This is a genomic window from Rhizobium sp. UFLA01-1127 (assembly GCF_059803845.1).
In genome coordinates this window covers 11,274-32,602 of the sequence record NZ_JAUQTZ010000065.1, presented here as the reverse complement: position 1 = coordinate 32,602, position 21,329 = coordinate 11,274, and the positions used below count along the sequence as shown (strand labels likewise).

At 60.5% G+C, this 21,329-nt stretch carries 16 protein-coding genes and 1 pseudogene; 12 read left to right on the top strand and 5 right to left on the bottom strand.

Annotation, left to right across the window (positions count from 1 at the left end; all coding sequences use genetic code 11):
• Positions 1 to 412: 412 nt before the first annotated feature.
• On the top strand, positions 413 to 2,752 hold the full coding sequence (locus Q4Q11_RS17480; protein ID WP_498570294.1) for a methyl-accepting chemotaxis protein: 2,340 nt from the start codon (positions 413 to 415) through the stop codon (positions 2,750 to 2,752).
• A 281-nt stretch (positions 2,753 to 3,033) separates the two neighbouring features.
• Here the strand turns inward: Q4Q11_RS17480 and Q4Q11_RS17475 are convergent, their stop codons facing one another.
• Positions 3,034 to 3,789 (bottom strand): GntR family transcriptional regulator, encoded by a 756-nt coding sequence (locus Q4Q11_RS17475; protein ID WP_498570293.1) that lies wholly within the window; start codon positions 3,787 to 3,789, stop codon positions 3,034 to 3,036.
• Positions 3,790 to 4,129: 340 nt separating this feature from the next.
• On the opposite strand from Q4Q11_RS17475, the pseudogene Q4Q11_RS17470 reads away from it, so the two are divergent.
• Positions 4,130 to 5,479 (top strand): annotated as a pseudogene (locus Q4Q11_RS17470) (MFS transporter).
• A gap of 173 nt (positions 5,480 to 5,652) precedes the next feature.
• On the opposite strand, the gene Q4Q11_RS17465 reads toward Q4Q11_RS17470, so the two are convergent.
• The 4 genes from Q4Q11_RS17465 to Q4Q11_RS17450 all read right to left on the bottom strand — a co-directional run bounded on the left by Q4Q11_RS17465 (position 5,653) and on the right by Q4Q11_RS17450 (position 9,597).
• On the bottom strand, positions 5,653 to 6,825 hold the full coding sequence (locus Q4Q11_RS17465; RefSeq protein WP_498570292.1) for a lactonase family protein: 1,173 nt from the start codon (positions 6,823 to 6,825) through the stop codon (positions 5,653 to 5,655).
• Between the two features lie 71 nt (positions 6,826 to 6,896).
• Positions 6,897 to 7,805, bottom strand: coding sequence for a 5-dehydro-4-deoxyglucarate dehydratase (gene kdgD / locus Q4Q11_RS17460; protein WP_498570291.1), 909 nt, complete (start codon positions 7,803 to 7,805; stop codon positions 6,897 to 6,899).
• A 38-nt stretch (positions 7,806 to 7,843) separates the two neighbouring features.
• Positions 7,844 to 8,818 (bottom strand): mannonate dehydratase, encoded by a 975-nt coding sequence (locus Q4Q11_RS17455; RefSeq protein WP_498570290.1) that lies wholly within the window; start codon positions 8,816 to 8,818, stop codon positions 7,844 to 7,846.
• A gap of 68 nt (positions 8,819 to 8,886) precedes the next feature.
• Complete coding sequence (locus Q4Q11_RS17450) at positions 8,887 to 9,597, bottom strand: FadR/GntR family transcriptional regulator (protein ID WP_498570289.1); 711 nt, start codon at positions 9,595 to 9,597, stop codon at positions 8,887 to 8,889.
• Positions 9,598 to 9,728: 131 nt separating this feature from the next.
• On the opposite strand from Q4Q11_RS17450, the gene Q4Q11_RS17445 reads away from it, so the two are divergent.
• The 10 genes from Q4Q11_RS17445 to Q4Q11_RS17400 all read left to right on the top strand — a co-directional run bounded on the left by Q4Q11_RS17445 (position 9,729) and on the right by Q4Q11_RS17400 (position 21,317).
• Positions 9,729 to 11,324 carry an ABC transporter substrate-binding protein gene (locus Q4Q11_RS17445; protein ID WP_498570288.1) on the top strand — a complete coding sequence of 532 codons (1,596 nt, stop codon included), beginning with the start codon at positions 9,729 to 9,731 and terminating at the stop codon, positions 11,322 to 11,324.
• A gap of 20 nt (positions 11,325 to 11,344) precedes the next feature.
• Entirely contained in the window at positions 11,345 to 12,373 is a 1,029-nt protein-coding gene (locus Q4Q11_RS17440; RefSeq protein WP_498570287.1) for an ABC transporter permease, read from the top strand.
• Positions 12,370 to 13,272 (top strand): ABC transporter permease, encoded by a 903-nt coding sequence (locus tag Q4Q11_RS17435; protein ID WP_498570286.1) that lies wholly within the window; start codon positions 12,370 to 12,372, stop codon positions 13,270 to 13,272. Before Q4Q11_RS17440 ends, Q4Q11_RS17435 begins: the two co-directional genes overlap by 4 nt.
• The gene (locus Q4Q11_RS17430) at positions 13,259 to 14,098 is read left to right on the top strand and encodes an ABC transporter ATP-binding protein (RefSeq protein ID WP_498570285.1); all 840 of its coding nucleotides are present in this window, start codon (positions 13,259 to 13,261) and stop codon (positions 14,096 to 14,098) included. The genes Q4Q11_RS17435 and Q4Q11_RS17430 overlap by 14 nt, the downstream gene beginning before the upstream one ends.
• Positions 14,095 to 14,832 carry an ABC transporter ATP-binding protein gene (locus Q4Q11_RS17425; protein WP_112502443.1) on the top strand — a complete coding sequence of 246 codons (738 nt, stop codon included), beginning with the start codon at positions 14,095 to 14,097 and terminating at the stop codon, positions 14,830 to 14,832. The genes Q4Q11_RS17430 and Q4Q11_RS17425 overlap by 4 nt, the downstream gene beginning before the upstream one ends.
• A 415-nt stretch (positions 14,833 to 15,247) precedes the next feature.
• On the top strand, positions 15,248 to 16,249 hold the full coding sequence (locus tag Q4Q11_RS17420) for a glycosyltransferase family 2 protein (RefSeq protein WP_498570284.1): 1,002 nt from the start codon (positions 15,248 to 15,250) through the stop codon (positions 16,247 to 16,249).
• Entirely contained in the window at positions 16,246 to 18,066 is a 1,821-nt protein-coding gene (locus Q4Q11_RS17415; protein ID WP_498570283.1) for an ABC transporter ATP-binding protein, read from the top strand. Before Q4Q11_RS17420 ends, Q4Q11_RS17415 begins: the two co-directional genes overlap by 4 nt.
• The gene (locus tag Q4Q11_RS17410) at positions 18,047 to 19,270 is read left to right on the top strand and encodes a glycosyltransferase family 2 protein (protein ID WP_498570282.1); all 1,224 of its coding nucleotides are present in this window, start codon (positions 18,047 to 18,049) and stop codon (positions 19,268 to 19,270) included. Before Q4Q11_RS17415 ends, Q4Q11_RS17410 begins: the two co-directional genes overlap by 20 nt.
• Positions 19,267 to 20,577, top strand: a complete 1,311-nt coding sequence (locus tag Q4Q11_RS17405) for a glycosyltransferase family 2 protein (RefSeq protein ID WP_498570281.1) — start codon at positions 19,267 to 19,269, stop codon at positions 20,575 to 20,577. The genes Q4Q11_RS17410 and Q4Q11_RS17405 overlap by 4 nt, the downstream gene beginning before the upstream one ends.
• Complete coding sequence (locus Q4Q11_RS17400; protein WP_112502431.1) at positions 20,577 to 21,317, top strand: class I SAM-dependent methyltransferase; 741 nt, start codon at positions 20,577 to 20,579, stop codon at positions 21,315 to 21,317. The genes Q4Q11_RS17405 and Q4Q11_RS17400 overlap by 1 nt, the downstream gene beginning before the upstream one ends.
• Positions 21,318 to 21,329: the final 12 nt, after the last annotated feature.

The window sequence follows — 21,329 nt, the reverse complement described above, 5'->3', positions numbered from 1 at the left end:
ACCAAAACATCATACGCTGCTTTCCTGGCTATCGCCGCCGCCAAGATCTGGTTGCCATACTTTGTCAACATCACCTAAGGTATTGAGTATTTCGGCCTACATTTTTGTATTTTGTACATTAGTTTTCGCTGCTTTTTATAGGGAAATATTGTTCAAATTCGCCTGCTGGCGGGAGCATAAGCCGGACAGTAACTAATCCCATATATTTTTAGGGGGCGCTATTAATTCCGTTTCAATAAAGACCGGCTAACTTTGGCTCTGATTGGGCAGGGCATGACGCGCCTGTGGTCGGGCGGCGCCTCGACGGCTCACGGGCTGCTTTTCTTTCAGAAATTACACCATAAGAGCTCCAGAAATATGGGTTTCGGCGAAGCGGGTTAGCGTTACGGCACCCGAATGTAGGTGAGCAATTATGATTTTTTCTCTTCGCAATATACTTGTTGGAATTTTCCTTTTGCTCAGCATCGCTTTGTGTGTGCTGACAGGGTCGTCCATGCTCCATGCCTATCGCGGCGAAAGCACCTATGCCGATGTCTCGAGGCTCACAATGCTCGACCGCGCGCTCTTCCAAACGCTCGCCAACTTTCGCAACGAGCGAGGCGACGGGTCATCGCTCGCCAGCCTCGAGCTTGGTGCGCAAGATGCGACGCTCGCCTTATTGAAAACGGACAGGACTATCGTTGACAAGTATATGGCCGACGCAAAATCGGTCTCCGCAAATATTGACGGCGCAACGCTCAAAGCGCCGATTGCCGACGTCATGAGCACATATGATCGGGTCGTAGCATTCCGTTCAAAGCTCGATGGCGAAGTCGTCAAGAAGCTCGCCGATCGCGACCCGACCCTGCAGGCCACGACGTTGGACATCGGCCAGCAGTTCCTGACTGCTCTTGAAGCAGGTTCGGCCGCGATTGAAAGCGAGATCCGCGCGAATGATCCCTCAATGACGGCACTTATTCAGATCCGTGCGCTGACATGGTACACGCGCGCGACAGCGGGTGCCGCAAACCTGTCGTTCGTCAACACGCTCGCTTCCGGGCAGGCGATGAAGCCTGAGGACGTCAGCAAGATCCAGCAGTTCGATTATACTGCAAACTTCACCTGGGGACAGATCGGCACGCTGGTCAATCATCCGGCGACACCGCAGGTGGTCAAGGACGCCTACAAAGTCGCCAGCACGACCTATTTCAGCGGTGATTTCGCGACAAAACACAACGCGTTGCTTGCCAGGTTCGCAGCCGGTGAGAAGAAGGCCATGTCCCTCGACGACTGGCGCCCGCTTGGTAACGCCGCCCTTCTGACCATCACGAACACCGCCGCGGCAGCCGCGGATGGCATGGTCGCCACGGCGGCCGCCAGCCAGAATGATGCATTCGTCAGCCTGATCGCTTACGGGCTCACCTTCCTCGTCGCGGCGATTCTGAGCATCACGGGCATCTGCGTCATCGTTTTCCGCGTTACCAAGCCCGTCGGAGCGCTGACCCATTCCATGACCGAACTCGCCCAAGGCAACCTCTCGGTCTTAATCGGTGGCGTCCAACGGCGCGATGAGATCGGTGCCATGGCGCGTTCCGTACAGGTGTTTCAGCAGGCAGCCTTGCGTAACAAGGCGCTCGAAGCGGAAGCCGCCGAGGCGCGCGTTGCATCGGAGAATGAACGCGTCGAGGTCCAGCGCCGTGCCGAAGCGGAGGCCGAAGAGAGGCTGCTGCAGGCAACGGGTTCACTTGCGACAGGACTTCGTCATCTCGCATCCGGCGACCTGCGTTGTGAGATCGAAACGCCACTGGCTGCGCAATTCGAAGCCCTGCGTCACGACTTCAATTCATCGGTCAGCCAGCTTCGCGCCGCCATGACGCAGGTCGGCCAGGCCGCGTCGCTCGTCAACAGCGGCAGCTACGAGATCTCGCAGGCTTCCGATAACCTCTCCAAGCGCACCGAGCAGCAGGCCGCATCGCTGGAAGAAACGGCGGCCGCACTTGAAGAGGTTACGGCCAATGTCCAGTCGACCTCCAAGCGGACCGGCGATGCACGCGATCTGGTTCGCGGCGCCCGGCTGCGGGCAGAAAATTCCAGCCAGGTCGTCAGCAATGCCGTCAACGCCATGGGCAGGATCGAGCATTCGTCCAAACAAATCAGCCAGATCATCAGCGTGATCGATGAGATCGCCTTCCAGACCAATCTGCTCGCGCTCAACGCTGGCGTCGAGGCGGCGCGTGCGGGTGAAGCCGGCAAAGGCTTTGCCGTGGTCGCCCAGGAAGTGCGCGAGCTTGCCCAGCGCTCGGCCAATGCCGCCAAAGAGATCAAGGCTCTGATCGGCAATTCCGAAGTTGCCGTCGGCGAGGGCGTGAAGCTTGTCAACGACACCGGCGAGGGCCTTGCTGCTATCGCCGACCTGGTCCTGCAGATCAATCAGCATATGGATGCGATCGCCACTGCCGCTCAGGAACAGTCGATGGGTCTTTCGGAGATCAACAGCGCCGTCAATCACATGGACCAGGCGACACAGCAAAATGCCGCCATGGTCGAAGAGATGAACGCGGCCGGCGCAGGCTTGGCCGAAGAGAGCAAGCGCCTTGGCGAACTCCTCAGCGCCTTCCGCACAGGCGAAGCCGAGCGTATGGCGCCGCAGGCAAGACCCGTCGCCCGGCCTGCCTCGGCCCCGGCAACGGGCCGGCTTGCTGCACGCGCCGCTCCTGTCACAAAGGGCAATGCCGCGCTCAAGCATCTCCAGCAGGAGTGGTCTGAGTTCTGATCGGCCTGACGCCAAAATAGGCTTCGCAGCCTTGCGGCCGTTACCTCGGCGATTGTCTCGCTTGCCCGGAAGCCGAGTCTCGAGATGATCGCCGAAGATGTTGGGAGGCGGGCTTGGTTTCTCGTCGAAAGACGGATTCAGATTTCAGGTCGAACAGACCTGAAGTCATCCGGCTGATCTTGCCTGGATAGAGCCGTATCACGTCCGCTTCCGCGATCCACGATTGGCGGCCCTGATCGCACGGCGCCGGCCATTCATCAGCCCTCGGTCTGGTGGCAACGTCAGCGCAGCCCGGAGCGGTCGGTCGGCAATGAAGTGTCTGCAGAAATATCCGTTCGCTTTCCAAAAACGATGCCGAGATAGGTTTCGCCCGAACGGACGACATGATTTCGCATCAACCGTTCCGCCAAATCGGCATCGCCGGCCACGATCGCTTTGGCGATATTTGTGTGTTCATCAAAGGCTTTCTGCCGTTCCGCGGGGTCGAGATGAATGACGCGGCGAATACTAGCGTCGTAAAATTGCTGACGCTCGATGAGTTTGGCAAGATATCCGCAGCGGGAACTGCGATGAATCTGATCGTGAAACGTCTCGTTGAGTACAATCAGCCTATCGGCGTCTGCGGATGCCGTTGCCTTTTCCATGATATCCACGGTGGCAAGAAGCTCGGTTCCCGATCGCTTGTCTATCCGTTTGGCGGCAAGGTGAGCGATCATTGATTCAAGTGCCGCGCGGGCAAGGATCATCTCCTCTGCCCACTGCGTCCCGAAGCGGATGGCGACGCCCCGGCGCGGCAGGGTCTCCACCAGCCCCTCCGTTTCGATCTGGCGCAATGCTTCCTTGATGGGCGTTGTGCTGACGCCGAATTGCTCCGCCAGCTGCCGTTCATTGATCCTGTCGCCGGTGGCAAAAGCACCCGACAGGATGGCGCTTCTGATCGCGCGGTAGACATGATCCCGCACGGTAATCTGAAAGGCCGGATCGATCCTTTCAAAGGCTGCGATGCGGTCTGCCCCCTGCCTCTTCGTTTCGATCATTTCCTTGAATCTCGTTGACGTGTCTTCGTGAGTGTGACATCTGGTATATCAGATTTCAGATTCTTGTCGATATCAGAATTCGGCAGGTAAGGATCGTCAGAAGAGGTTGAGGAGCCTTGAGGAGGATGTGCGACGCAAGGAGATCTATCACCTTTGCCAGCATTTCAGCGGCAGGTTGCTGCGGCTTGAGGCTCGCGCGCACCGGGTCGTCCATCGTTGAGGCATAAAGCCCGGTTCGAGCACGGCTGGCTGCGCTCGAACGGCGTGCTCCCCTATCAAAGTTGAATGCGCAACCATTGCAGGGCGTTGCAGGACACAGACATCCCGAAAGGTTCTCTAGATGACAACATATGTTTCCGAACCCATTGCCATATCCCGCAGCGGCTACCAGAGGTTCATCGTACTTGCACTCATTACCGTCATCCTGGCCGTCAGCACCGGAGACCGGGCAACCCTTTCCATCGCCGGCCCCGGCATCTCCAAGGATCTGGGCATCAGCGCCGTAAACATGGGCTGGCTCTTTTCGGCATTCTCATGGAGCTACTTCATTGCGCAGGTGCCATCGGGCTATATCGTCGACAGGACGGGCGCGAAGGCTGCCATGTTGATTTCATTGGCCGGATGGTCGATCGCGATCACCCTCGTCAGCGGAGTCGGCTATTTTGCCTACCCGGTGGTCGCGCTATATGTCTTGAGGTTTGTGCTTGGACTGCTGGAAGGGCCGGTAACGCCGGCCTCCGCACGCATCATTGCCGCATGGTTCCCCTCGGACGAGCGAGGCGTTGCCGGCGCAATCTTCAACTCGGCACAGTATCTTTCTCTTGCCGTCTTCACGCCTCTGATGGGCGCGCTGTTCCATTATCTCGGCTGGCAGCACATCTTCTCCGTCATGGGTGCGATCGGCTTGCTCTTGGCAGTCGTCTGGTGGCTGGCCTATTTCGCGCCTGGCCGCCATCCGCGGGTGACGAAGGAGGAGATCGCCTAAAAGGCCGGCGGGGCATTGACCGACGTGGGCGGAGAGAAGGTCAAAGGCGACCAACCGCAGGTTTCCGCCCGTCAGGTCGCCCGGCAAATCCTGACGAACCGCATGCTGCTCGGGATATTCCTGGCTCAATATTGTATTTCGACGCTCTCGACATTCTTCATTTCCTGGTTTCCGAGCTATCTGGTTCAGGAACGGCACTTCTCCATGCTTCAGGCTGGGTTCGTGGCATCCCTGCCGGCGATCTTCGGATGCATCGGCGGTGTCTCGACCGGATTTTTCTCCGACTGGCTGCTGCGCAAATCGGGCTCACTCAGCCTTGCCAGGAAGATTCCGATCACCATCGGTCTTGGCTTGAGCGCCACGATCATCCTGTGCAACTACACGGATGCGAACGCCATTGTCGTTGCGATCATGTGTGCCGCCTTCTTCGGCAAGGGCTTCGGAGCGTTGGGGTGGACCGTCGTTGCCGACACCGCGCCCAAGGAAGCGATCGGCTTGACGGGCGGGCTGTTCAACGCCGCAGGCAGTATCGGCGGGGTCATCACTCCGGTCGCAATCGGCTACATCATAGACGGAACCGGCTCCTTTCATGGTGCGCTCCTTTATGTCGGGCTGCATGTCATAGGCGCGGTCGTCAGCTATTGGGTGCTGGTGGGGCGAATTGAGCGGTTCAAGATTTCAGGGATACTGCCCGGTCCAGCCTAAGGCGACGCGGCTGCCTTTGTGTCTACCAGACATGGCATGATCCCGTGCGATGGAGGTCCTCGAAAAGTCCTTCTCGAGTGGCGGGAAAGCTCTGCTCCACTCTGGAAGCGGAGGCAGAACGGCCACTACTCCGTCCCATAGCGGAGCGGAGTGGCCGGGATCTTTGTTTTTCCTCAGGGCAGAGTGACGATTTCGACCCAGTTTGCGCCGGCATGGACAGGATAACGGTCGATCGGCGTGAGCGCGCCGTTTGCCTGGTCGATGGCATAGACGGTGATCTTGTCGGATTTTTCGCCTGTCGCCACAAGGAAGCGGCCCGACGGATCGATGCGGATGCCGCGAGGCTGCTTCTCGGTCGGGTAATTGGTGACATAGGTGAGGTTTCCGCTCCCGTCCGCAACGTGGAACAGGGCGATCTTGCTGGTGGTTCGCTCGGTTGTGTAAAGGAATTTGCCGTTCGGAGTGATGCCGATATCGGCAGCCCAGACCTTCGGCTTGCCGTCGTCGGCAGGTGCGGCCGCCGGCGCCGTGGCGTTGAATGGGGGTGGTGGCGGTGGGGCAATGCCCGGGGACAGGCCGGCATCGTCCGGAACCGATGCGACGCTTTCGACCTCGCTGAGCGTCCCCTTCGCCGGGTCGAGGCTGTAGTGGATGACATGGCCGGTCAGTTCGGTGACCACATAGACCGATTTCCCGTCCGGAGAGAAAACGATGTGGCGAGGCCCGAAGCCGGGCTTGGTGGCGATCGCAGGCGGATTGTTCGGCTCCAGCATGCCGGTTTCGGGATTGAGTACGAACTGCAGCACGGCATCCGAGCCGAGATTGGTCGCAAAGACATATTTGCCCGTGGGGTCGCTGACGATCGAATGAGCATTGCGGCCGGTCAGAATCATCTGGCGGGCGCCATCCGTCACGCGGCCATCCGCGCCGATCGGCAAGACCGCGATCTTGTTTCCGCCGTAGGAGGAGGTAAGGAGCAGGCGTCCGGAGGGATCTGTCGATACGTAAGGCATGCTGTCGGGCAGGGCCGCAACCGCCTCCTGCGTCAGATTTCCGGTTGCGGGATCGATCGCCAGCGTCAGCACCCGATAGGGTTGCGAGCGCACGACGGCATAGAGATGTTTCCTGTCGGGGCTGACGGTCATCGGCATGACCATGCTGCCGGCGTCGATGCCTGCAACCGGCGTCAGGGTGCCCGCCGTTTCGTCCATGCTGTAGCTGTCGATCTTCCCGTCCGTTGCCGCCGAGACATAGACGAAAGTCCTTGCAAGCGCACTATCCGTCGCCATGAGCACTGCCGAGGCGGCGATGACCGAGGCAAAAATTCCAGATGATAACCGAACCACGAGAGTTCCTCCTCCTACCAAAAGGGTGATCGCCGGCGTCCGACGATCATTTGCACATGTTTGCCTGTAATTCACGCGGCCTTGGCTGTTTCGATAATCCTTGCGAGTGCGGCGATCTCCTCAGGCGTCAGATCGGTCAGCGGCGGGCGCACCGGGCCGGGATCTTCCTTGAGCACGCGCAGGCCGGCCTTGATGATCGAGACCGCATAGCCCTTCTTCCGGTTGCGCAGGGCGACGAACGGGAAGAAGAAGCCCTTGAGGATTTCATTGACGGTTGCCTGGTCTCCGGTCCGCAGGGCGCCGTAGAAACGCTGGGCAAGCGCGGGGACGAAGTTGAAGACGGCGGAGGAATAGGTCGTAACGCCGGCTGCGAAATAGGCCTGCGCATAGACTTCATGCGTCGGCATGCCGCCGACATAGACCAGGCGATCCTGAAGCTTGGTGGTGATCTCGATCACCTTGTCGACATCGCCGACGCCGTCCTTGTAGCCGATCAGGTTCGGGCATTCGTCGGCGAGCCGCGCGATGCTGTCGGCGCTGAGCACGGCATTGTCACGATTATAGACGATGACGCCGATGCCGACCGACCTGCAGACCGCCTTGACGTGGGCGATCAGACCTTCCTGTTCCGCAAACATCAGGTAAGGCGGCAAGAGCAGCAGGCCGTCAGCCCCTGCCTTTTCGGCCGCCTTGGCGATCTCGACGGCGATCGAGGTGCCGTATCCGGTTCCCGAAATGATCGGCGTGTTGCCGGCTACAGCCTTCGCGGCCTGGACGACCTGCGGGACCTCGATGGGATTGAGGGAGAAGAATTCGCCGGTGCCGCCCGCCGCAAAAAGGGCGGCGGCATCATAGCCGGACAGCCATTCGACGTGGCGGCGGTATTTCGCCTCGTCGAATTTGAGGTCGCTGTCGAAATGGGTGACGGGAAAGGACAGCAGACCGCTGCCAACGGCCTTTTTCAGTTCTATCGGGTTCATCTTGGAATCCTACTATCGATTGGTATGGGCAATGGCTCTCAGGCGCCTTCGAGCGACTGAACAAGGGCGGCGATGTAGCCGTAGCAGAAAGCGAAGGCGACGCCGGTGGGATCCCGGCCGCTGATCGTGGGCACATGATCGGGCATCAGCATGTATTGATAGCCGACTTCCTTATAGACCCTGGTGGAGCGGACCATGTCCATGTCGCCCTCGTCCGGGAAGGTCTCCATGAAGGACAGCTTGCCGCCGCGGATGTTGCGGAAATGCACGTTGAAGAGCTTGCCCCGGTTGCCGAACCAGCGGATGATATCGTCGATCTCCTCGCGCGGATTGTCGAGCATCTCGCCGACCGATCCCTGGCAGAAATTGAGGCCGTGATAAGGGCTTTCGCGCATCAGCACGAATTTCTTCAGGCCCTCCACGGTGCCAAGCACACGTGTGACGCCGCGGTAGCCGGGCGGCGTATAGGGATCGTGCGGGTGGCAGGCGAGACGGACGCGGTTGCTTTCCGCCACGGGGACGACGCGCTCCAGGAAATAGTCGATCCGCTCCCAGTTCTCGTCTTCCGACAGCACGCCGGCAAGGCCGGGTGCCGCCTGGTGATCCGCCTTGTCCCAGCGGAAGCTTGCATTCAGCGAACCGCCGCGTCCCGGCTCGTCCGGAGTGCGGGGGATGCCGATCAGGTTGAGATTATATTTCACGGCGGGGATGCCGGCAGCGGCGACATCCTCGATGAGCTTGCAGACGGCGTCGATCTGCCGGTCCCGCTCAGGTCCTGCGAGCAGGATATCCGGATAGGAGGCACGCTCGATCGGGTTGGAGGGCAGGGGCAACTGGATCATATCCAGAATAAGCCCGAAGCTTTCGATCTTGTCGCGGAAGCGCTCTAGGTCGGAGAGTGTCCAGCTCTCGGGCCTTCCCGGCGGGTCCGCGCAAATGTGCTTGAGCCCCAATTGCGCGAAAACGCGGTAGTCATCGTCGTCCCGCGCATCGACCTGCGTCCCTACATACACTGAGCGTCTCTCCCATAAGATTGTTCGATATCATATGACATAATATGAATTTCAAAAGGTGTCGAGTGTTATTGCTGCTCGGCGAGCATGCGATATCGCCGCTGGCTTGCCATCATATGCGCGCGCATCGCCTGGCGCGCACGTTCGGGATCCTGATCCGCGATCGCCGCCAGGATTTCGCCGTGCTCGGCATGGACCTTGGCGAGGTAGGCGGGATCATTGGCTTCGAGCAGGTTTGGAAATTGCCTGCGGGGAATGGTTCGTGCACCGAAATGCCTAAGCACATCGACGTAGAAACGGTTGTTCGTGGCGGCGGCGACCGCCATGTGAAATTCGTAGTCCGCCTCGACCGTTGATTGGCCTTGCTCGATGAGGTTGGCCATCTTCCGGTTGGCGCTGCCTATCGCCGCCTCCTGCTCCGCCGTGCGGCGGTAGGCGGCGATTGCGGCTGCTTCGCCCTCGGTCGCCATGCGAAACTCCAGTAATTCCAGGGTTTCCGGGATGCTTTTGATCTCTACTGGGGTAAGCATCAGCCCGGAGCGTTCCGTGAGGTCGGCGACAAAAACACCCTTGCCCTGGATCGGCTCGACGAGGCCGGCGGCCCGCAGATCCGCGATCGCCTCGCGTATGACCGTGCGGCTGACACCGAAAGCCGCTTCAAGCCTCGGTTCCGTCGGCAGCTGATCGCCGGTCCGCAGCTTGCCGGTCTCGATCTGCGCGCGAAGCTGATCGATGACTTGCTGCGCCAGTCTTTGCCGGCTCCGGCCGAGTGTCGTCATTCCTGGTCCCCTGGTTCATTTGCATCAAGCTGTCCGCACGGTCTTGCAAACCCCGGCGATCTTCGATAAATCATAATACGACATCTGAATAACATCATACGTATTATATTGTAATCGAGGGAGGAAGCATAATGAAGCACTTTTCGAAGGCCATGCTTATCGGTGGTGCAATCGGCATGCTGACACTGGCAGCGCCGCAGCTTCAGGCTGCCACGCCAAAAGATCAACTGGTGATCGGCACGTCGCTCGCACAGGTGCTTTCCCTCGACCCTCAGCAGGCCACCGAACCCAAGGCGCTCGAAATCCTTGCCAATCTCTACGATCGCCTTGTCGCGACGACCGCGGACGGCAGGATCGTGCCGCAGCTGGCGGAGAGTTGGGCTGATGACGGCAAGTCTTTGACGCTGAAATTGCGGGATGCTGCTTTCGTTTCCGGCAATCCGGTTACCGCCAATGATGTCGTCTTCTCGCTGACCCGGCTGATGAAGCTCAACCAGTCGGGTTCCTCCTATTTCAAGCGCATCGGCTATTCCGCTGAAACGATCGCCAATCAGATCCATGCGGTCGATACCAAGACTGTGCGTATCGACCTGACGGACAAGGTAACGGCTGATGGGCTGCTCTATCGGCTGGCACTGGGCGTTTCGAGCATCGTCGACAGTGCCGAAGTGCAGAAGCATGTGGCAAACGGCGATTCCGGAAACGCCTGGCTGCGCACCCATTCGGCAGGCTCCGGGCCGTTCACGCTCAACAAATGGACCCCGAACGAGATCGTCATTCTCGATGCCAACAAGACCTATGTCGGTGGCGCGCCGAAGATGCGGCGCGTCATCATCCGCCATGTGCCGGAAAGTCAGGTCGAGCGGCTGATGCTCGATCGCGGCGATATCGATATCGGCAACGCGCTGTCCAAGTCCGATCTCGAGACCTTCGAGACCAAGGGCAATTTCGTCATCCAGCGCGTGCCGACGGGTGGCTTCTATGTGCTGGCCATGAACGCCGGCAACCAGTATCTCGCCAACCCCAAGGTTCGCGAAGCCATCGCCTATGGCATCGACTACAAGGGCATCGAGAAGACCATCATGGGTCCTTACGGCCGGGCCAGAAACATTCCCGTTCCGGAAAATTTCGAATACGCGCTGCCGAATCCGGACTGGCACCTCGATGTCGCCAAGGCAAAGCAATTGCTCGCGGAAGCGGGTTTCAAGCACGGCTTTTCGCTGACGCTCAAGACAATCTCGCAGACGCCGCGCATCGATCTGGCAACCGCCATCCAGGCTTCGCTCGGCCAGATCGGCATCAAGGTCGAGATACAGCAGGGCAATGGTTCCGAGATCATCGCCGCCCACCGCGCGCGCAATTTCGACCTGCTGCTGCCGCAGACCAGCGCGCTGATGCCGAATGTTCTGGGCTCCATGGATGATTTCGCCAACAATCCCGACAACCGGCTCGAGGCCAATAATGCCGGCAACTTCGCCTGGCGTTCGGCATGGGATATCCCCGGATTGACGGCATTGGCCGAAAAGACCTCGGTGGAGCCCGATGCCAAGAAGCGGACAGAGCTCTATACCCAGATGCAGCAGATGTTCGTCGACCTGAAGCCGGCGCTGCTGCCGCTCTTCGAACGGTTCGAGCCGCTCGTTCTTTCCGCCAGGGTCAAGGGCTATCTCGGACATCCCAACCAGATGACCCGTCTTGAGAACGTGACCAAGGCCGACGCCGAGTAAGCAATCGAAGGCAGCCGATCATGAAGGAACTGTCCGTAGCCGAATTCGGCCGACGCATCGCGCATCTGATCGTCAGCCTCTTCATCCTCCTGTTGGTCACCTTCGTGATCGGCCGTGTTCTGCCGGCCGATCCTGTGGGGGCGATCGTCGGCGAGCTGGCCGATCCTGCCGCCTATGCGGCGGTGCGCCAGCGGCTCGGATTGGATCTTCCCGTATACGAGCAGTTCTTCATCTATCTCAAGGGTCTTGCTCATGGCGATTTCGGCACGGCAATCCTGACGGGAAATCCCGTCTCCGCCGATCTCGCCCAGGCCTTTCCGGCGACGTTCGAGCTTGCGACGCTCGCCGTCGTCATTTCGACTTTCGTCGGCGTGCCGCTCGGTCTTGTCGCAGCGCTGTTCCGTGACCGGCTGATCGACAAGGTCGCGCGCGTCGTCTCCCTCGTCGGCCATTCCATCCCGGTCTTCTGGTTCGGAATCGTCGGGCTCGTCGTCTTCTATGCAGGCCTGAACTGGGTCGGTGGCCCTGGCCGCGTCGATGTCTACTACGAGGGCATCGTCACGCCACGAACCGGCCTCTTGCTGGTGGACAGCCTCCTGCAGGGCGAGACGGATATCTTCTGGAATGCGCTCGGCCATATCATCCTGCCTGCCTTCATTCTCGCCTATGCGGCGGTCGCCTATATCACCCGCATGACCCGCAGCTTCACCCTGGAGCAGCTCGGTCAGGATTATGTGATCGCGGCTCGCGCCAAGGGGGTCGGACCGGCGCGAACGATCGTCGGCCATGTTCTCCCCAATATCGCCGTGCAGCTCATCACCATCCTCGCCATCTCCTATGGCGGGCTGCTCGAGGGCGCGGTGGTGACGGAAATCGTCTTCTCCTGGCCGGGGATCGGTCAATACATGACGAATGCCCTGATGATCGGCGACATGAATGCCATTCTTGCGGCGACCATCATTGTCGGATTCTTTTTCATGCTTTTGAATTTCCTGGCGGATATCGCCTATGCGGTCTTCGATCCGCGCACCAGGGAGGCCGCCCGATGAGCGATACGATCCATGCGGAGATAACCGTCCGCCCGCCGAACATGATGAGCCGCATGATGGGCACCCTGAAAAGCGCCGGCGGCAAGCTCGCGCACGAGCCGCTCGGCCTCACAGGCTTCATCATTCTTGCCCTGCTGTGCCTGATCGCGATCTTCGCGCCGCTTCTGGCGCCCTATGATCCGAATGTGCAGGTGCTTTCGGATGCGCTGAAACCGCCAAGTCTTGCGCATCTGGCCGGAACCGACGAGTTCGGGCGCGATATTCTTAGCCGCCTTATTTTCGGCACGCGCATCACCATCCAGACGGTGCTGTCGATTTCGGTGATCGTCGGGCCGATCGGCCTTCTGATCGGCGTGGTCGCCGGCTTTTTCGGCGGCCGTATCGATGCGCTGCTGATGCGCGCCACCGATATCGTGCTCTCGTTTCCGTCGCTGATCCTGGCGCTCGCCTTTGCCGCCGCACTCGGCGCCGGCCTGACGACGGCGATCATCGCCATCTCGCTGACGGCCTGGCCGCCGATTGCAAGACTGGCGCGCGCCGAGGCGCTCGTCGTCAGGAACACCGATTATGTCGCCGCCGCCGGGCTTTATGGAGCCTCGAGGCTGCGGATCCTGTTCTTCTACATCGCGCCGATGTGCATCCCCTCGGTCATCGTGCGCCTGACGCTCAACATGGCCGGCATCATCCTGACAGCGGCGTCCCTCGGCTTCCTCGGGCTTGGCGCCCAGCCGCCGGCGCCGGAATGGGGCGCGATGATTTCCAACGGACGCAAATACATGCTCGATTTCTGGTGGGTCGCCGTCATGCCCGGCATTGCGATCCTTCTGGCAAGTCTGGCCTTCAACATCGTCGGCGACACGCTGCGCGACATTCTGGATCCCCGCCATGCCAGATCGTGAGCCCATCCTTTCCGTGCAGGGCCTGAACGTCCGGTTCGGTCGCAATTCGCTTGCGGCGGTCTCCGATGTCAGTTTCGATGTCGGACGCGAGCGCGTCGGGGTCGTCGGCGAATCCGGCTCCGGAAAATCGACGACGGGGCGTGCGGTCATGCGCCTGCTGCCGCCAAGCGCAAGCATCACGGCCAAAGGCATGGCGCTCGACGGCGTCTCCTTGCTCGACAGGTCGGAGCGCCAGATGGGCGCCCTGCGCGGCAAGGATATTGCTTTGATCATGCAGGACCCGCGCTATTCCCTTAATCCGGTGCTGACCGTCGGTAAGCAGATCGCCGAGGCCGCGCGGCTGCATTTGAGTTTGCATGGCGGCAAAGCGCGCGATGCTGCGCGCGCCATGCTCGAGCGCGTCCGTATCAGCGATCCGGACCGGGTGATGGCGCTCTACCCCCATCAGATCTCGGGGGGGATGGGGCAGCGCGTCATGATCGCTATGATGCTCCTGGCAAAGCCGAAGCTCGTCATCGCCGACGAGCCGACATCCGCCCTCGATGTCAGCGTGCGCAAGGATGTGCTCACTCTGCTCGACGAGCTGGTGCGCGAGAACGATTCCGGGCTGCTGCTCATCAGCCACGATATCCGCATGGTCGCGGCCTTCTGCGAGCGCATCATCGTCATGTATTCCGGCCGCATCGTCGAGACCCTGACGCGCCTGGAAGATGCGCAGCATCCTTATACGCGCGGGCTGATGTCCGCCTTGCCGGACCCGCGCAGGCCGGTGCGCCGCCTGGCCGTGCTCGACCGGGCAAAGCTCGATCTGGAGACCAGCCGATGATTAGCGTACGCGATCTCGATGTCGTCTTTACCTCCGGCAAGACAAAGAACCATGTCGTCAGAGGGGTAAGCTTCGATGTCGGCAGGGGAGAAACGCTCGGCATTGTCGGCGAGTCTGGATGCGGCAAGTCGACCGTGCTGCGCTGCTTGGCCGGCATGGAAAAAGGGTGGTCCGGCGATATAGGACTCGCCGGCAAGGTCGTCGGCAAGACCCGCACGCGAGATGAGCTGCGGCATGCCCAGATGGTGTTTCAGGATCCCTACGGCTCGCTGCATCCGCGCCACCGCATCGGCACGGCGCTCGCCGAACCGCTGCGTGCCATGGGACATGACGATGGCTGGGCAAAGGTCGAAAAGGCATTGCGCCAGGTCGGCCTGCCGCCGGCCTTCGCCAACCGCTACCCGCATGAGCTTTCCGGCGGACAGCGCCAGCGCGTCGCGATCGCCCGGGCCTTGATCCTCTCGCCGCCGATCCTGCTGCTCGACGAGCCGACCTCGGCGCTCGACGTGTCGATCCAGGCCGAAATCCTCAACCTCCTGGCAGATCAGCGCGACGAGCGCTCCCTGACCTATGTCCTCGTCAGCCATGATCTGGCCGTTATCGCCCATATGTGCGATCGGGTGCTGATCATGAAGGGCGGCACCTTCGTCGACGAGTTGAGCAAGGCGGATTTGCAGGCAGGCACGACGCATGACGCCTATACGCGCGAGCTGTTCGAGGCGAGCTTCCTTTGAGGTGCACGTAGGCGGCAGCGGTGGTTCGGATCACGCGCAAAATCACTGCACGCTCTACATGAGATCATTTGAAATCGCTTATCGAAAGTCGCGCTGAAAATCATCCCAGCCGGCGACGCGTTCCGCTGATCCTGGCAACGAAGCCGCCTTTGCCAGACTAAAGTCCAATTCATGAGAGGACCTTAGTCCGACGGCACATTCTTTAGTCCTATTGCCATGGATTGCCCTGACCTTTGCGCCAGTTGTTTCCTGCGATGGAAGCGGCGCGACATCCGACCGCTATCGCAATGCATGCGGAGAAGGTCGATGAGCATGAACGGCGTCCCCGAAAGCGGCACCCCCGTCCCTTCACCTGCCGATGCTTCCGACGGTGACGGGAACATCGGGTTCGTCGGCCTCATCGCCAATGGTGGCAATGACTGTGGGAGCTGAGCGAAGCGCTACGGTCGCGGTAGTCGTACCGATGTTCAACGCCGAACGAACAATTGGCGCGACCTTGGCCAGCATCTGCCGCCAGACACATCAAGCGCTTGACATCGTCATTGTCGATGATGGTTCGTCGGATCGGTCATTGTCGATCGTGGACGAATGCGCAATGCGGGACCCGCGAATCCGCATCGTTCGACAGGCCAATAGCGGTGTCGCCGCAGCTCGTAACAATGGCGCGGCTGCGACCGATGCCGAGTTTCTCGCATTTATCGATGCCGACGATTTATGGGCTCCGTCAAAGATCGCCCTTCAATGGCAAGCTCTGGAAGCGGGCGGCCCATCGGTTGGATTGGCCTATTGCTGGTACGCCCTCATCGACGAGCACAGCCGTGTTTTTTCCCTCCATAACCGGCCGAGCGCCGAGGGACATGTGCTTCAGCGCATGTGCAGAAACAATTTCGTCGGTAACGGCAGCTCGATGCTCATGCGCCGTTCCGCCTTCGAAAGGGCCGGGCAATTCGACCCGTCGCTCAGGGCACGCAATGCCCAGGGCTGCGAGGATCTTCTGATCTGCCTCAGAATTGCGGAGAGCTACGAGTTTCGCGTCATACAGCAACACCTGGTCGGCTATCGCATGACGAACACGAACATGTCGAGCGACGTCAAGCGGATGCTCGCTTCGTGCGAAATCGTCCTTGCCGAATACCGCGAAAAATATCCTCAGTATGGCAGCGACCTCGACGCTCATCTGGTCGACATGATCCACTGGCTTGTCGTAAGGGCGTTTGTCAGCGGACGATTTTTCGACGGCTGGGAGCTGTTGAAGCGATTTCTGGCATTGGAGCCGCGCCTGGCAATTTCGAACCTGCCGAACATGCTCGACGTATATTGCCGCGCCAGACTGGTTCCCGACTGGCTCAAGGCTCGGCTGAGGGGCTTGCAAAGAAACGCCGAGTTGCGGCCGCTCTATATGGAGACGACCCAATGAGGTCGGGCAATTCCCTCCTCACGCGGCTGCAACGGCTCTTCCGGCTGGCGGAGGCGCCTGCCTGGGCAGGACCAACCATCGTCGGGCTCGGCCTTGCCGCCGCGGTTCTCGAGGGTGCAGGTCTCTTTCTCTTCATTCCCCTCATTCAAAGCCTCGGCGCCGCAACGGCGCAGCAGGGAGAATGGCAGCGAGTTTTCGACCGCCTTCTGGCGGCCGTTCCGCAAAGCCATTTGACGGCATTCCTGGTGGGCGTGCTGTGCGTCAGCATCCTCCTCAAGAATGCCGTCCATCTCATCAATACCTGGGTGACCCGGTATATCGACGGTCTCGTCGCACATCGGCTGAGGGCAAGGGTATTCGACCAGACGATCAGCTCGTGCACCGACTACCGGGTGGACAACAAGCGCTCGGATATCATTACGACGATCGCCAACAACACCTGGAAGGTCAGTCAGGCCTTAAGCCTCGCCTACCGTTTGATGATCTGTTTCTGCACCTTCGTCGTCTTCATGCTGCTGATGCTCTTGATTTCCGTCCGGCTGACCTTTTTCTCGATGACGTTCCTGCTTATCGGGGCCATGGCCATTCGTCTGGCCACGCGGCGTGCGGACGAGACCGGCAAGGCCGTCGTCGAGGAAAACAAGCAGTTCGGCTTGAGGATGTGGGAGAGCATCAACGCGCTGCAATTGATCCGCGCTTTTACTCAGGAGGACTATGAGCGCAATCGCTTCCGCAAGATTTCCGACAATGTGCGGCGACGCCTTCTGAAGCTCGATATGCTGTGGGCGACACCGGGGCCTGTCTCGGAAATCTCGATTACGATCCTGATCGGCGCGCTCGTCCTGGTCGCTGAGTCGGTGGGCCTGGGCATTGCGGTGCTGGCCGCGTTTCTCTCGCTGCTGTATCGTCTTCAAGGCCCGACGCGGGAACTGCTGCAGTCGAAGATCGCGCTCGACGGGCTCGCCGGCAGCATAGACGATGTCGATGACTTCCTCCGCGCGACGGCGAGGCCCTTTCTCTCAGACGGGCGCGTGCAGGCCCCCGCCTTCGGACAAGCCGTCGAATTCCGCAATGTCTCTTTCCGCTATGCGCCCGGACAGCCGCTCGCACTGGAGGATGTCTCCTTCAGCATTCCCGCCGGCAAGACCACAGCGATCGTCGGCGAGTCGGGGGCGGGAAAATCCACGGTTATGGCTCTGCTCTTTCGCTTCATGGATCCGACATCCGGTACGATCGTCGCCGACGGAACGCCTCTACCGGAATTCGATCTTCGCAGTTGGCGCAAGCGCCTGTCGCTGATGTCGCAGGAGGTCCATCTCTTCAATGACGCAATTTCAGCGAACATCGCCTATGGCGATCTGAAGGCCGGACCAGCCGACATCCGCAAGGCTGCCGAAATCGCCAAGGCGGACGATTTCATCCGGCTACTCCCGGATGGCTACGAGACACGGATCGGCGACCAGGGAATGCGCCTGTCGGGCGGGCAAAGGCAGCGCGTAGCGCTCGCCCGAACGATCCTTCGAAATCCCGATATTCTGCTTCTGGATGAGGCGACGAACGCGCTCGACGCCGAAACCGAACAGGCGTTTCAGCTTGCGCTCGACGAGTACTCGCACAACCGCACCGTCGTCGTGATCGCTCACCGGCTCTCGACCGTTCTGGCGGCCGATCAGATCATCGTCATGACGAAGGGTCGCGTGGTCGAGGCCGGCTCGCCGGACGAGCTCTTCGAACGGCAGGGACATTTTTCCAGGCTCCACGAATTTCAGCACGGCCGCAGCAGGCGGGAGTTGGGTGATGAGTTACAAGCTTATTGAGATCGAGTTGTCGCAGCCTCTGGCGCCGATCGAACTCTCGGCCGAACAGACCGGTATCGGCCTGGTGGCGCGGTGGCAAGGCAGACTGCTCGCATTCGAAATGATCGAGCGGCCCGCGGGATCGACACTGACGGTCGGAAATCTGAAAGCTCTTGCCGGCGAGAGGTTTGCCCAGCGCATCCTCGTTGCAAAGCTGGAGGAGGAGCTGACGGCGCGGTCACCGGCGCAGGATGCGCTGCTGCCGAGCCTCAGCATCGCAATCTGCACCAAGGATCGCGCGCAGCGCCTTTGTCGTTTGCTGCGCTCGCTCGATCAGCTTCGCGGTGAATCTCCCTTCCAGTTCACCGAGATCATCGTAGTCGATAATGCCTCGGTGGATACGGCCACGCGCGAAGCCGTCGAGAGCTTCCGCGATATACGCTACGTTTTCGAACCGAAGGCGGGGCTGGATTTCGCCCGAAATGCCGCCCTTCATGCGGCCTGGGGCGATATTGTCGCCTATCTGGACGATGATGTCGTGGTGGATCGCAATTGGCTTGCAGGCCTTGCCAAGGCGTGCCGCGACAGCCCCGGCGTCGGCGGCTTCACCGGTCTCGTGCTGCCGTTTCGTCTCGACACGCAAGCGCAGGTCTTTTTCGAACGGCGCGGAGGGTTTGGCCGCGGCTTTGCGCGCAGGGAGTTTCACAAGGCGCGCTTTGACAACCCGCTCCATCCCGTCGGTGCCGGCATCCTCGGAGCTGGCTGCAACATGGCCTTCGACCGTAAATTGCTGATCGAGCTTGGCGGCTTCGATGAAGCGCTCGATACGGGAGCGCCACTGCCCGGAGGCGGCGATCTCGATATATTCTACCGCGTTCTGCGCTCTGGACGCCCGATGATCTATGAGCCGGAATATGCCGTATATCACGAGCATCGCGAAACCATGCCGCAGCTCAGGCGGCAATACTGGACCTGGGGCCTCGGCATGATGGCATTTCTCGTCAAAAGCTATCGCACCGATGATGAAATGCGGGCACGCCATCGCGCCATGGTCCGTTGGTGGTTCTTCGACCAGTTGAAGGCGCTTGCCCGCGCTGCTCGCCGGTTGCGTGGCCATGAGCTGCGCTTCGGTATCGCGGAGCTGTGGGGCGGAATCTATGGCCTTGCCGGCGAATATGATCGCTCACGCGCCCGTATCCGGTCGATCCAGGAGCGCAATTCATGAGGGCAGAACGTCTTGAGGTGAGGCATGTCGATCTGGCGGCCGCCGATATCAGTAGCGATCGCGAGCCCGCATTGTCGGTCTTCTGGTGGAAAGACCTGCCGCTGGGAGCACGGGCATCCCTCAAGGACGAGCTACCTTACGGGGCCTCTCAATTGCGCCAGCTTGCCGCCGAATATGCGGCTGCGCAACTTCAAGCACGCAGCATCGGGCTCGGCGCACCGTTGCGTGCCACCTATGAAGGATGGCCAAAGCCCGCGCTCTCGCTTGAGGCGGCGCTTGATGCACAAAATCCGGTAGAGACGCTCGACGCGATCGCAAAGCCATCCTGCGCCTCGGCGCAGGACATGTCCGTGGTCATCTGCACCCGCGATCGCGGTCCGGCTCTGAGCAAATGCCTGGCCAGCCTTGCAGCGCAGCGCAGCCCTCCGGGCGAGATCGTCGTCGTCGACAATTCTCAGGATGGGAATGCGAGGGACATCTGCGGGCAATTCCCCGATTTTCGCTATGCCCACGAACCTCGTTCCGGCCTAAGCCGAGCCCGAAACACCGGCGTTCAAACAAGCCGGTTTGAGATCGTCGCCTTCACAGACGACGACGTCGAAGCCCATCCTGGCTGGACCGCAGAAATCGCAGGCGTCTTTGCCGAGCGGGATGTGGAGGCGTTTACGGGTCTGGTGTTGCCGGCGCGTCTCGATACGGCGGCACAATGCTTCTTTCAGTTCACGATGGGCGGTTTCGGCTCGACCTTCGTGCCGCTTAGCTTCGACAGACGCTTCTTCGAGGAGACGCGGCCCAGCGGAGCGCATGTCTGGAAGATCGGTGCGGGTGCCAACATGGCTTTTCGGCGATCGGTATTCGAGCGGGTCGGCCTTTTCGACGAACGCCTCGGCGCGGGTGCGGCGGGATGCTCCGAAGATTCAGAGCTTTGGTACCGGCTGCTGGCGGCCGGTGGCGCGTGCGTCTACGAGCCCCGCGCCGTCGTCTTCCATCACCACCGCAGCGACTGGGCGGGTCTCAAGCGGCAGATCAGAGCCTACATGAAGGGCCACGTCGCAGCTCTGGTGGCGCAGTACGACAATTTCGGCGATCGCGGAAACATCGTGCGCATCGGCAGGCAGCTGCCGGTCTATTTCGCCAAGACCTTCGTCAAGGCGCTTTTCGAAGGGCCGCCGGGCAGGCTCGGGATTTTGGCGGCCGAAGTACAGGGATGGCTCGCCGGCCTGCAGTTTCTCCTGCGCTTCGGCTGGAGAATGCGGCGTACCCCGATGGGTGGTGTAACCGTGACTGCCGACAAGGAAACAGCGTGATGATCAAGAAGGCACCACTTCGCCGGTTTCTATCCGGGAATCCTTATCCGAACGGGCTGACGGACGGTTTGTTCTACCGCGAAAAGATGCGCGCCATCCATCGCGTGGCACCGGCGGAAACCGGCGGCACCGGACGGGTGCTGGAAATCGGCGGCGGTCGCAGCGGTCTTGCCAGCATTCTCTATCCGCAAGCCGAAATCGTCACGCTCGATATCGACCCCGAATTGGCCGACCACCAGCCCTCCTGGGCGAACTCGACCTTCATTTGCGGCGACGCCTGTTCGCTGCCGATGGACGACGACAGTTTCGATATCGTCACGATGTTCGACGTGCTTGAGCATATCGAGGAAGACCGCCGCGCCGCACAGGAGGCGCTGCGGGTAGTAAGGCCGGGCGGATATGTCCTGATTTCCACTCCCGAGATCAACTGGCATTACCCATATTTCAGCGTCATGAAACGCCACTGTCCGCATGAAAGCGAATTGATGCGCGCGTGGGGCCATGTCAGGCGAGGATACCGGGATCCGGAACTTGCAGCCCTTTTCGACAGGCAACCGGAAAAGCGCGCGACATTCATCAACGCCGCCACAGCTTTTTTCCATGATGTTTCATTTTCCCGCTTTGGCCGCCGGCGCCGCAAGGTGCTTTACGCGCTGGCGGCACCCGTGACCTTCCTCGGCTACCTGATGCACCGACCGTCCACGCGCGGCACCGAGACCGCCTTTGCCTGGCGCAAATGAGGGAGCATCGGA